The organism is Bacteroides sp. 1001136B_160425_E2 (assembly GCF_015559655.1).
Lineage (GTDB): Bacteria > Bacteroidota > Bacteroidia > Bacteroidales > Bacteroidaceae > Bacteroides > Bacteroides luhongzhouii.
On record NZ_JADMQH010000001.1, the window covers coordinates 203,198 to 215,713 of the forward strand.

The following is a 12,516-nucleotide window of genomic DNA, read 5'->3' on the forward strand; positions in this document are numbered from 1 at the left end:
CCTAATACTTATTTATTTGCCTTTGCAGCAATAGCCTGGTTAGCCGTGATAGCAATCATACGATATACATCTTCAATAGAACAACCACGAGACAGGTCGTTTACCGGGCAAGCGATACCTTGAAGAATCGGGCCGATAGCATCAGCATGTCCCAAACGTTGAACTAACTTATAAGAGATGTTACCTACTTCCAGGCTCGGAACGATCAGTACATTTGCTTGTCCGGCTACCTCCGAACCCGGAGCTTTGCTTGCACCTACTTCAGGAACAAGAGCCGCATCTGCCTGCAGTTCACCGTCCAAATCAAGAGTCGGAGCCATTTCCTTAGCTATTTTAGTTGCTTCTACTACTTTGTCTACCACTTCATGTTTAGCAGAACCTTTGGTAGAGAAACTCAACATAGCAACTTTCGGATTTTCGATACCGGCAACCGCCTTGGCAGTCTGTGCTGTACAAACTGCAATCTGCGCCAATTGGTTAGCATCAGGAACCGGAGTTACGGCCACATCACCCATGACCAAAATTCCATTCTTTCCATATTCGGGAGCATGAGTCAGGAGCAACATAGCACCAGATACGCAAGTGATTCCCGGAGCAGTCTTGATAATCTGCAAAGCAGGACGCAATACATTACCAGTAGTGTTGCGGGCACCAGCCAACTGACCGTCAGCGTCACCGTTCTTCATCATTAAACAACCAAAGAATAAAGGATCATTCGTTAATTTGCGGGCTTCTTCGATAGTCATCCCCTTCTTTTTACGAAGTTCACACAACAACTGCGCATACTCTTCGTGTTTCGGAGAAGTTTCAGGATCAATGATAGTAGCTTTACCGATGTTTCCCAATCCCCATTTTGCAGCAAGTTCATTAATTTCTGCCGGTTTACCCAGTAAAATTAGATCGGCTACTTCGTCTGTCAAAATCATATTGGCAGCTTTCAATGTGCGTTCTTCAGTTCCTTCCGGAAGAACAATACGTTGGCGGTTTGCTTTCGCACGCGCCACGATTTGGTTGATTAAATTGAGCATAGATATATTGAATATTATTATAAAACCTCATTACAATTTGTAATTTGCGGTGCAAAAGTACTCAATTTTGCAATATCTACATTACAATTTCGTCTATTTCTCTCTCCCAAGTCTAAAATATTATAATATTTAACACTGTACTCCTATTTTTCATACCTTTGCAGTGTTTTCAAACAAAATCAATAGGTTATTAGTATATGATACGTCAGTGCGCCATTTTATTTGGCTGTTTGGCTTTGGGTGAATTAATAGTTTATCTTACGGGTATCAAGCTCCCCTCCAGCATCATCGGTATGCTGCTGCTCACCCTCTTTTTAAAATTAGGTTGGATCAAATTACATTGGGTACAAGGATTGTCCGATTTTCTGGTTGCCAACTTAGGATTCTTTTTCGTTCCGCCCGGTGTGGCTCTCATGTTGTACTTTGATGTCATCGCGGCAGAGTTCTGGCCGATAGTGATAGCTACCATCGTCAGCACCGCGCTTGTACTTGTCGTTACGGGATGGGTGCACCAAATCGTCCGCAAGTTCAGGCTGGCACGTCAGATTAAGCTGGCGCGCAAACTTCACCTGACGGATTTCCATCTGTCGGAGAAACTGCACCTTAAAGATAAAATCAACTTAACGAATAAAGACAAATGAGTTTCTTAGAGAATAATTTCTTCCTGTTGGCTATCACCTTCGGGATTTTCTTCTTTGCCAAATTGCTTCAGAAGAAAACAGGACTGGTATTATTAAATCCCATATTGCTGACCATCGCCCTATTAATCATCTTTCTTAAAATGACAAATATCTCATACGAGACCTATAATAAAGGAGGACATCTGATCGAGTTCTGGCTCCGCCCGGCTGTTGTTGCTTTAGGCGTACCTTTATATCTTCAATTGGAAATGATAAAAAAGCAGTTATTGCCTATCCTTCTGTCTCAACTGGCAGGTTGCATCGTCGGAGTTATTTCAGTAGTGCTGATTGCGAAGTTCATGGGGGCTTCCCAAGAAGTAATCCTGTCTCTGGCTCCCAAATCGGTTACGACTCCGATTGCGATGGAAGTAACCAAAGCCATTGGCGGTATTCCGTCACTGACGGCGGCAGTTGTTGTAGCAGTAGGTTTATTAGGAGCAATCTGTGGTTTTAAGACCATGAAAATCATGCGTGTAGGCAGTCCGATCGCCCAAGGGCTTTCGATGGGAACAGCTGCTCATGCTGTCGGAACCTCTACCGCAATGGATATCAGCAGCAAATATGGAGCATACGCCAGTTTGGGACTGACACTGAATGGAATCTTCACTGCACTGCTCACACCTACGATCCTTCGATTATTAGGTGTCTTGTAAAAACAAAATCTCTTGATTTTCCGTTATATAAAGAGTTAAACGCAAAAAGCAATCTTATGATTCCATTTAAAGATATCACATTAGCAGACAAAGCCACAATCACCTCATTCACGATGAAAAGTGATCGCCGCAATTGCGACCTTTCATTCTCCAATCTTTGCAGCTGGAGGTTCTTATATGACACTCAATTCGCAGTGGTCGACGACTTTCTGGTATTCAAGTTCTGGGCGGGAGATCAACTTGCTTATATGATGCCCGTAGGCACAGGAGATTTGAAAGCAGTATTGTGGGAGCTGATAGAAGATGCCCGCAAAGAGAACCAGCATTTCTGTATGCTGGGAGTGTGCAGCAATATGCGCACCGATCTTGAGACCATCCTTCCGGAACAGTTCACTTTCACAGAAGACCGCGACTATGCGGATTATATTTATTTGAGAAGTGATCTTTCTACGCTGAAAGGGAAGAAATTCCAGGCGAAAAGAAATCATATCAACCGGTTCCGCAACACTTATCCGGATTACGAATACACACCGATTACCCCGGACCGTATTCAGGAATGTCTGGATCTGGAAGCAGAGTGGTGTAAAGTGAATAATTGTGACCAACAGGAGGGGACAGGCAACGAACGCCGCGCCCTGATTTATGCCCTTCACAATTTCGAAGCACTCGGACTGACGGGAGGCATCCTGCATGTGAACGGTAAAATCGTCGCATTCACATTCGGTATGCCTATCAATCATGAGACGTTCGGCGTGCATGTAGAAAAAGCGGATACCAGCATTGAAGGTGCGTATGCTATGATTAATTATGAATTCGCCAACCGGATTCCCGAACAATATATCTATATCAACCGAGAAGAGGATTTAGGCATTGAAGGTTTGCGCAAAGCCAAACTGTCTTACCAGCCGGCGACGATTCTGGAAAAATATATGGCTTGCCTCAAAGAGCATCCCATGAATATGATTAAATGGTAACCCCATTATAAATATGATGATAAAGGAGCAAGTAAAAGCATTGTGGAAAATCTGTTTTGACGATAGTGAAGAATTCGTTGAAATGTACTTCAGACTGCGCTATAAAACAGAGGTGAATGTCGCCATCCAAAGTGGCGATGAGGTAATCTCTGCGCTTCAGATGCTTCCTTATCCGATGACTTTCGGCGGAGAGACAGTGCAGACTTCCTATATTTCAGGAGCCTGTACGCATCCCGATTTCCGAAGCAAAGGGGTCATGCGAGAGCTTTTATCACAGTCTTTCGCCCGGATGTTACGAAATGGAGTACATTTCAGTACATTGATACCGGCAGAGTCCTGGTTGTTCGATTACTATGCCCGCATGGGATATGCTTCCGTATTCAAGTATTCAATTAAAGAGATCATTTTACCGGAGTTTATTCCTTCTAAAGAGATAGCGGTCAGTGTGGTTTCGGAGTTTCAGGAAGAGATCTATTCCTATTTGAATAAGAAGCTTTCCGAACGGGCTTGCTGTATTCAGCACACGCCGGAAGACTTTCAGGTTATTATGACTGATCTTGCCATCAGCGGAGGATACTTATTTGCAGCCAGACAAGAAAACGAAATCAAGGGGGTGACTATTATATATAAAGGAGACAAACATATCATTATCAATGAGCTTTGCGCTGAAGATAAAGATGTGGAATATAGCCTATTGTATGCTATCAGGCAACACACCGGATATAAGTGCATGGTTCAACTCTTACCTCCCGAAGATCAACAGCCTCAATATCCGTTGGGCATGGCACGTATCATCAATGCCAAAGAAGTGCTGCAAATCTATGCCGCGGCTTTCCCCGAAGATGAAATGCAGCTGGAATTGTCGGACAAGCAATTGTCGGTGAATAACGGTTATTATTACCTGTGTAAAGGGAAGTGTATGTATAGTACCGAGCGACTGCCCGGTGCGCATATACAAATGAATATTAGTGAACTAACAGATAGAATACTTCAGCCGTTAAAGCCATATATGAGCTTAATGATGAATTAAGGCACGGATTACATGGATTCCACGGTTCTTAGAGGTCACTATAAAATCAGTTTTCTTTTGTCAGCAGACTTTCCAGCTCTTCCGCATTCAGACGAAGGTAAAATTGTCCGCGATAGGCTACGGAGATACCGCCTGTTTCTTCCGAAACAATAATAGCATGTGCATCCGACTGTTGAGAGATTCCCATTGCTGCACGATGTCTCAAGCCAAGTTCTTTCGGTATATTCAAATCATGGGATACAGGAAGAATACATCCTGCTGCCTTGATGCGTTTTTTGCTGATTACCATTGCGCCATCGTGCAACGGACTATTCTTGAAGAATATATTTTCGATCAAGCGTTGGTTGATCGCCGCATCAATCAGTTCGCCCGTGCGGACGACTTCGTCTAAAGGAACGTTATGCTCGATGACAATCAATGCACCGACTTTTTGTTTCCCCATATTCAAACAAGCCATTACCACCGGCATGATATCGTCATGCTTCAACGACTCTTTTTTCGAACCGTTAAAGAGACGGGCCAGTGCACTGACATGCCGGTGAGATCCCAAAGTCAAGAGGAAACGGCGTATCTCATCCTGAAAAAGAACAATCAACGCGATCACACCCACATTCATCAATGTGTCGAAAATAGAGCCCAACAATTTCATTTCCAGCACTTGCGTCACCACCAGCCAGATCAGGATAAAAACCAGAATTCCGGTGAATACCTTGATAGAACCGGAAGCTTTCATCAGTTTGTAGGTATAGTACAAAACAAAAGCTACCAGCAGAATATCGATAAAATCTTTTATGCCAAACTCAAAAAACATGCACCCTCCTCTTATTTGTCATATCCACTCTCTATTTTTAATTTCTCTGTGATCCGGACAGCTTCCACCGCTTCACGCACATCATGCACCCGCAGGATATGCGCTCCTTTCATTAACGCAACAGTGTCCAATACGGTTGTCCCGTTCAATGAATCTTGCGGGGTTCCTCCCAACAATTTATAAATCATCGATTTTCGTGAAACTCCCACTAAAACGGGAAGTTCGAAAATATGGAACTCTTCCAGATGTGCCAGCAGTTCATAATTATGTTCCAATGTCTTTCCGAACCCGAATCCCGGATCGAGAATGATATCTTTCACTCCCAAGTCGCGAAGTTGTTGTACTTTACGAGCGAAATACAGGAAAACATCTTTGATCAGATTATCATAAGACGGTTCTTTCTGCATATTTTGGGGAGTTCCCTTCATATGCATCATAATATAAGGTACTCCCAAGTTGGCTACTGTCTGAAACATCCGGTGATCCATTTCACCGGCAGCTATGTCATTAATAATAGCGACTCCATATTCTTTCACACATTCTTCCGCCACGTCAGCCCGGAAAGTATCAACGGAAATAATGGCTTCGGGATGATTACGATTCAGAATTTCCAAACCAGTGCGCAGTCTTCGCATCTCTTCTTCGGCAGAAATATGTTCGGCATTCGGTCGTGAAGAATAGGCTCCTATATCAATCATCGAAGCACCTTCATCAAGTATCTGCCGGGCCCGGGCAGCAATGTCTTCTTCAGTCTGCATCCGGCTGCCGGAATAGAAAGAATCGGGAGTAACATTTAAAATTCCCATCACCTGCGGAGTAGCAAGATCGAGCAACCGCCCTTTTACATTTATATAAATAGGAGATATAGGTTTCATCATTGACAACATTCCTTTTAGATCGCCTACAAATGTAGATAAAAAAAGCAAGTATTCGTACTAAAAAGAAGAAATAAACGTATATTTGCAAACTATAGAAGAACCCGAAAAATTCATACCATGAGCCGATTAACCCTATTTCGCGTAGGATTTCTTTTCCTCATTTTGTTCTTTACCGCCACTGCAAAAGCTCAAAAAGAGGCTGAAACTTTCAATGTTGACTCTACTCTCTATGAATATTATCAACGTTGTCAAGAATACTTATTAGAGCCAGTTGTACTTAGTATGTCCGACACTTTATTCCGAATGGCCGGCGAACGGCACGACGAACGAATGCAGGCAGTAGCCATAGCCACTCAACTGGATTATTTTTATTTTCAGGGAACCAATGAAGATAGCGTAATCTACTATACCAACAAAGTAAAAGAATTCGCCAAGGCCACTCATCAGCCTAAATACTATTACTTCGCATGGGCGAACAGATTAGTCACCTATTATCTAAAAACAAGTAGAACAAACATAGCACTTTATGAAGTGCAAAATATGCTAAAAGAAGCTCAAAAAGAGGATGACAAGACCGGCCTCTCCCGTTGCTATAACATCATGTCGCAAATCTACACCATCAAAAGATTCGATTCGATGGCGTTCGAATGGAGGTTGAAAGAAATCGAGCTGACAGAAAAATACAAGCTCGAAAACTACAACATCTCCCAAACTTATGCCCAGATAGCCAACTATTACATCGACCAGAAAAAGCAAAAAAAAGCATTGGAAGCTGTGGAAAAAGCCATTGCGACCGCCAATTCCTCTACGCAACAAATATCTGCCAAATTGGAGTATGTAAACTACCATAGCAAGTTTGGCGACTTTCAAGCTGCCGAAGAATTACTGAAGGAGTGTCAGGCTGCGTTTGAACAGGACAAAAGACTGGAGTCTATCAAAAAAAGACTGTATAACATAGAATGTTTATACTACCAGCAGACCAAACAATATCAGAAAGCGCTGGAAGCCGCAAAGATGCAGGAAAAAGAAGAACGCCGTTTAAGCGAGAGTATACTTAGCAGCATCCATTATCGCACACAGGGAGAAATCTACCAAAAGATGGGAAATATGAACCTGGCGGTCAAATATCTGCAAATGTACATCAATGCGGATGACTCTTTGAAAATAGCCAATGAACAAGTGGCCAGCAGCGAATTCGCCACCTTATTAAATGTAGAAAAGCTCAATGCCGAAAAGAAAGAACTCATGCTTCAGGCACAAGAGAAGGAGTTGCATAATAAAACAACCTTGATTATTTCATTGATTATTTTATTAGGTATCTTATTTGTATTCCTTTATAGAGAAAACTTCCTGAAACGCAAACTGAAAGTTTCGGAAGCCGAACTTAAAATAAGGAATGAAGAACTTATGGTATCGAAGGAAGAATTGCGTAAAGCCAAAGATATAGCTGAGGCAAACAGCCGGATGAAAACAACGTTTATCCAAAGCATGACGCACGAAATCCGTACGCCACTTAACTCTATCGTAGGCTTCTCGCAGGTATTAAGCGACCATTACAGCAACAATCCGGAAACACAGGAGTTTGTCAATATCATCAAAAGCAACAGTAACGACTTGCTTCGACTGGTCACTGATGTGCTCACGCTGTCCGAACTGGATCAATATGAACAACTGCCCACTGACGCTGAAACAGACCTTAATACGATCTGTCAACTTGCATCTGAAGTTGCCAAAGATAACAAGCAGAAAGATGTGGAAGTTTTATTCGAACCTGAAAGGGAAAGCCTGCTCATACGCAGTAATTCGGAACGTATATCACAAGTGTTGAACAACCTGGCACATAATGCCACTAAATTTACGGCTCATGGCAGTATTCGCATCGCTTATTCCGTGCTGGAAGCTGAAAAGAAAATTGAAATCAGTGTCACCGATACGGGAACAGGCATTCCGAAAGATCAACAGGAAGCAGTATTTGAACGTTTCTACAAAATGGACTCTTTCACGCAGGGAACCGGACTCGGACTTCCGATATGCCGGAGTATTGCCGAAAAGTTAGGAGGTAGTCTCCGAATCGACGCTTCTTATACAGAAGGATGCCGGATGATCCTGACTCTTCCTTTGATATACGCCTAAGCAAAAAACTGTCCGAACTCCCATCAAATCCGAAAGAATAGCCTATCTTTGCAACGTTTTAAATAAAAAGATCAGGTTATGAAACTTTCTGCTCTTTACCAGATTTTTCTGGATTGCCAATCAGTAACTACTGATAGCCGGAACTGTCCGGACGGTTCTTTGTTTATCGCCTTGAAAGGTGAGTCGTTCAACGGTAATGCATTTGCCCAATTAGCGCTGGACTCCGGATGCGCGTTTGCCATTATCGATGAAGCGCAGTATGCCATAGAAGGCGATCAACGATATATACTTGTAGACGACTGCCTGCAAACCATGCAGCAGCTTGCCAACTATCATCGCCGCCAACTCGGAACGCGAGTGATCGGCATTACGGGCACTAATGGGAAGACGACCACCAAAGAGTTAATTTCCAGTGTTCTCTGCCAAGCCTATAATGTGCTTTATACTTTAGGTAATCTCAACAACCACATCGGTGTACCGACTACCCTGCTACGATTGAAACCGGAACATGACCTTGCCATCATTGAGATGGGTGCCAGTCATCCGGGAGAAATCAAGTTTCTTTGCGAAATAGTCGAACCGGATTATGGCATTATCACCAATGTAGGCAAAGGACATCTGGAAGGATTCGGCTCTTTTGAAGGAGTAATCAAGACCAAAGGCGAGCTTTATGATTTCCTCCGCAAGAAAGATGCCATCACCTTTATCCATCACGATAACACCTATTTGATGAATATCTCACAGGGATTGAACCTGATTTCTTACGGAACAGAAGATGATATCTACGTCAACGGCCGGATTACCGGTAATTCACCTTATCTTGCTTTTGAATGGAAAGCCGGTAAAGACGGTGAACCCCATCAAGTATGCACACAGTTGATCGGAGAATATAATTTCCCGAATGCCCTGGCCGCAATCACTATCGGACGTTTCTTTGGAGTGGAAGCAAAGAAGATCGATGAAGCTCTGGCAGAGTATACGCCACAGAACAACCGTTCCCAACTTAAAAAGACGGAAGATAACACGCTTATCATCGACGCATATAACGCAAACCCAACCAGCATGATGGCTGCCTTGCAAAACTTCCGGAATATGACAGTCCCTCACAAGATGCTCATATTAGGAGACATGCGCGAGCTGGGTGCTGAAGGGCCGACCGAACATCAGAAAATCGTTGACTACATAAAAGAAAGTGATTTTGAGAAAGTATGGCTTGTGGGAGAACAGTTTGCCGCAAGTGAACATTCGTTTAAAACTTATGCAAATGTGCAGGAAGTCATAAAGGATTTGCAGGAAGATAAACCCAAAGGATATACCATTCTAATAAAAGGTTCCAATGGAATCAAACTTAGTTCAACGGTGGAATTTCTATAAAGCCGGAATGGTAAACTTCAAATGATAAATGATAAACGGTGAATAATGGTTGACTATATCATATCCATTATTCACCGTTTATTATTTGCCATCGTTCACGGCTTATCGTTCACCTTTGTTGTTCATAGGTTGCCTTTTACTATTTATTTATTTTCATCCTCGGCCGTACGACATAATAGGCTACTAAACTAGCCAGAATTGCTCCTGTGGTATTAGCTGCAAAATCCAACCAGTCACCTCCCCGGTAAGTAGTGCAGTATTCTTGCAGCAACTCCACACAACCGCTGAAAAGCACCGGACAGAGGAATGCACCTACCCACGCATGCCACATCGGAGCGTGATCCCTGCGATGTGCACGCAAAAACTCCAGCCACAACATCCCCGACATACCAAAATACATACAAATATGAACCAGTTTGTCTAAATTGGGAATTTCATTCAAATCCGTCTTAGGCGGTTTAAAGAACGACAGATAAATCACTGCCAAAATGATAAAAAGCGAGACAGGATATTTCTTAATATAAGATAGCATATCTAAATAATATTACAGTTTTCGTGCAAATATAAGTATCATTTTCTATATTTGCACTTTAACACGTATATTTTATAACGATTTGTAAGATAAAACAAGATTTATGGCAAAAAATGATAGAGCGAACTTCGGTAGCAAATTAGGGGTCATACTCGCTTCTGCCGGTTCTGCAGTCGGGTTGGGTAATATATGGAGGTTTCCCTATGAAACGGGAAATCATGGAGGTGCCGCTTTTATACTGATCTATTTAGGTTGCATTTTTCTCTTGGGATTGCCTATTATGATTGCCGAGTTCCTAATAGGACGCCGTTCAAGAGCCAACACTGCGAGAGCATATCAAACATTAGCTCCGGGAACGCATTGGCGTTGGGTAGGACGCATGGGAGTATTGGCAGGTTTCCTGATACTTAGTTATTATGCAGTAGTAGCTGGATGGACACTTGAATATATTTTTGAGGCTGCCACCAACGGTTTTGCCGGAAAAACTTCCGGAGAGTTTATCTCTTCTTTCCAACAATTCTCCAGTAACCCGTGGCGACCGGTCGTATGGCTGGTAGCATTCTTATTGGTTACTCATTTCATCATCGTGAAAGGAGTAGAAAAAGGGATTGAAAAGTCTTCGAAGATCATGATGCCTACCTTGTTTATCATTATCCTCATACTGGTAGTTTGTTCAGTCACTCTGCCGGGAGCCGGTGCGGGTATTGAATTCCTGCTCAAACCCGACTTTAGCAAGGTGGACGGAAATGTATTTTTAAGTGCTATGGGACAGGCTTTCTTCTCTTTGAGCCTGGGTATGGGATGCCTTTGCACATACGCCTCTTATTTCAGTAAAGAAACCAACCTGACTAAAACAGCTTTCAGCGTAGGAATCATTGATACCTTTGTGGCAATACTGGCAGGATTTATCATCTTCCCGGCAGCCTTCTCGGTTGGCATACAACCGGATTCAGGTCCAAGTCTGATCTTTATCACGCTGCCTAATGTATTCCAACAAGCGTTCAGCGGAGTTCCCGTACTAGCATATATATTCTCTGTAATGTTCTACGCGTTGTTGGCGATGGCTGCTTTAACTTCTACCATTTCTTTACACGAAGTAGTAACCGCTTATCTTCACGAGGAGTTCAATCTTTCCCGTGAAAAAGCGGCAAGGTTAGTCACCGGCGGTTGTGTCTTCCTCGGAATATTCTGTTCATTATCATTGGGAGTCATGAAAGGATTCACCATTTTCGGATTGGGAATGTTCGATCTCTTCGACTTCGCAACAGCCAAAATAATGTTACCACTTGGCGGACTGTGTATCTCCCTCTTTACCGGATGGTATCTGGACAAGAAGATTGTATGGTCAGAGATCACCAATGACGGCTCGTTAAAAATACCGGTATACAAGCTTATCATCTTTATATTAAAATATATCGCACCAATCGCCATCTCACTGATATTTATCAATGAACTGGGATTAATCAAGCTATAATGTGGAAAGACTTCCTTTATTATACTAAAACCGAACGACAAGGCATTATCGTCCTTGTCGTTCTTATTTTAGGAGTATATGCAGTTCCTAAACTCTTTGCCTTTTTCACTCGTGCCGAAGATACCGGCTACTGCACAGAGAATGAGAAATCCGATCAAGAATATAATGACTTTCTCTCCTCTCTCCGGGAAACAAAACCCCACAACAGGTCCGGTCATTCTTTTCCATCCTTCCCGCAACAGGAAGTCAAACTTGCCGTGTTTGATCCGAACACCGCGGACTCCACTACTTTCCTTTCGCTCGGATTACCGTCGTGGATGATAAAGAATATCCTGCACTATCGCCATAAACAAGGCAGATTCCGCCATCCGGAGGATTTGCGGAAGATATATGGACTCACAAAAGAACAATACCAGACTCTTCGTCCTTATATCCAAATCACAGAAGATTTCAGTTCGAAAGATAAAGATACAGTACGGTTATTAACCATGCAAAGCATACCACGGGACACACTTGTGAAATACCACCCGGGAACTGTCATCAGCCTCAACTCCGCTGATACCACCGAACTTAAAAAGATTCCGGGAATCGGAAGCAGCATTGCCCGGATGATTGTGAATTACCGCGAACGGCTGGGAGGCTTTTGCCGGATAGAACAGTTACAGGAGATTCATCTAAAAGCAGAAAAACTCCGCCCGTGGTTTTCTATCGATACCAGCCAGACACACCGTGTCAATTTAAACAAGTCGGGCATGGAACGAATGATGCGTCATCCATATATAAACTACTATCAAGCAAAGGTTATCATTGAATATCGGAAAAAGAAAGGAATCTTAAAAAGTCTGAAGCAACTATCCCTTTATGAGGAGTTCACTCCGGCTGATCTTGAACGGCTCGAGCCCTACATTTGTTATAATTAATAAAAAAAGATGCATTCCTATCACACCAG

Annotated in this window: 12 protein-coding genes; 8 read left to right on the forward strand and 4 right to left on the reverse strand. The window is 42.9% G+C overall.

Going from position 1 to position 12,516, the window contains the following annotated elements; all coding sequences use genetic code 11:
• Positions 1 to 8: 8 nt before the first annotated feature.
• On the reverse strand, positions 9 to 1,028 hold the full coding sequence (gene pta, locus I2I04_RS00760) for a phosphate acetyltransferase (RefSeq protein WP_009039813.1): 1,020 nt from the start codon (positions 1,026 to 1,028) through the stop codon (positions 9 to 11).
• A gap of 197 nt (positions 1,029 to 1,225) precedes the next feature.
• Here pta and I2I04_RS00765 point away from each other — a divergent pair, with 197 nt between their 5' ends.
• Genes I2I04_RS00765 through I2I04_RS00780 form a run of 4 tightly spaced genes read left to right on the forward strand, consistent with a single transcriptional unit; the run spans position 1,226 to position 4,365 of the window.
• Positions 1,226 to 1,669 carry a CidA/LrgA family protein gene (locus tag I2I04_RS00765; RefSeq protein WP_143256979.1) on the forward strand — a complete coding sequence of 148 codons (444 nt, stop codon included), beginning with the start codon at positions 1,226 to 1,228 and terminating at the stop codon, positions 1,667 to 1,669.
• Entirely contained in the window at positions 1,666 to 2,361 is a 696-nt protein-coding gene (locus I2I04_RS00770; protein WP_004305057.1) for an LrgB family protein, read from the forward strand. Before I2I04_RS00765 ends, I2I04_RS00770 begins: the two co-directional genes overlap by 4 nt.
• A gap of 56 nt (positions 2,362 to 2,417) precedes the next feature.
• Positions 2,418 to 3,335, forward strand: coding sequence for a DUF2156 domain-containing protein (locus tag I2I04_RS00775; protein WP_195472144.1), 918 nt, complete (start codon positions 2,418 to 2,420; stop codon positions 3,333 to 3,335).
• A gap of 13 nt (positions 3,336 to 3,348) precedes the next feature.
• Positions 3,349 to 4,365 (forward strand): GNAT family N-acetyltransferase, encoded by a 1,017-nt coding sequence (locus I2I04_RS00780; protein WP_195654044.1) that lies wholly within the window; start codon positions 3,349 to 3,351, stop codon positions 4,363 to 4,365.
• Between the two features lie 46 nt (positions 4,366 to 4,411).
• Here the strand turns inward: I2I04_RS00780 and cdaA are convergent, their stop codons facing one another.
• Together cdaA and folP are read right to left on the reverse strand one after the other, a co-directional pair.
• A complete protein-coding gene (gene cdaA / locus I2I04_RS00785) occupies positions 4,412 to 5,176 on the reverse strand; it encodes a diadenylate cyclase CdaA (RefSeq protein ID WP_004299718.1) in 765 nt (254 codons plus the stop codon).
• A gap of 11 nt (positions 5,177 to 5,187) precedes the next feature.
• Positions 5,188 to 6,054 (reverse strand): dihydropteroate synthase, encoded by an 867-nt coding sequence (gene folP, locus I2I04_RS00790; RefSeq protein WP_195472150.1) that lies wholly within the window; start codon positions 6,052 to 6,054, stop codon positions 5,188 to 5,190.
• Positions 6,055 to 6,171: 117 nt separating this feature from the next.
• On the opposite strand from folP, the gene I2I04_RS00795 reads away from it, so the two are divergent.
• Positions 6,172 to 8,187, forward strand: coding sequence for a sensor histidine kinase (locus I2I04_RS00795; protein WP_195654045.1), 2,016 nt, complete (start codon positions 6,172 to 6,174; stop codon positions 8,185 to 8,187).
• A 78-nt stretch (positions 8,188 to 8,265) separates the two neighbouring features.
• Positions 8,266 to 9,561: a UDP-N-acetylmuramoyl-tripeptide--D-alanyl-D-alanine ligase gene (locus tag I2I04_RS00800; RefSeq protein ID WP_195654046.1), complete on the forward strand. Its 1,296-nt coding sequence runs from the start codon at positions 8,266 to 8,268 to the stop codon at positions 9,559 to 9,561.
• Between the two features lie 139 nt (positions 9,562 to 9,700).
• On the opposite strand, the gene I2I04_RS00805 is transcribed toward I2I04_RS00800, so the two are convergent.
• A complete protein-coding gene (locus tag I2I04_RS00805) occupies positions 9,701 to 10,093 on the reverse strand; it encodes a VanZ family protein (protein WP_195472157.1) in 393 nt (130 codons plus the stop codon).
• Between the two features lie 103 nt (positions 10,094 to 10,196).
• On the opposite strand from I2I04_RS00805, the gene I2I04_RS00810 reads away from it, so the two are divergent.
• Together I2I04_RS00810 and I2I04_RS00815 are read left to right on the forward strand one after the other, a co-directional pair.
• The gene (locus I2I04_RS00810; RefSeq protein WP_143256973.1) at positions 10,197 to 11,567 is read left to right on the forward strand and encodes a sodium-dependent transporter; all 1,371 of its coding nucleotides are present in this window, start codon (positions 10,197 to 10,199) and stop codon (positions 11,565 to 11,567) included.
• Positions 11,567 to 12,487, forward strand: a complete 921-nt coding sequence (locus I2I04_RS00815; RefSeq protein WP_195654047.1) for a helix-hairpin-helix domain-containing protein — start codon at positions 11,567 to 11,569, stop codon at positions 12,485 to 12,487. Before I2I04_RS00810 ends, I2I04_RS00815 begins: the two co-directional genes overlap by 1 nt.
• Positions 12,488 to 12,516 lie beyond the last annotated feature (29 nt).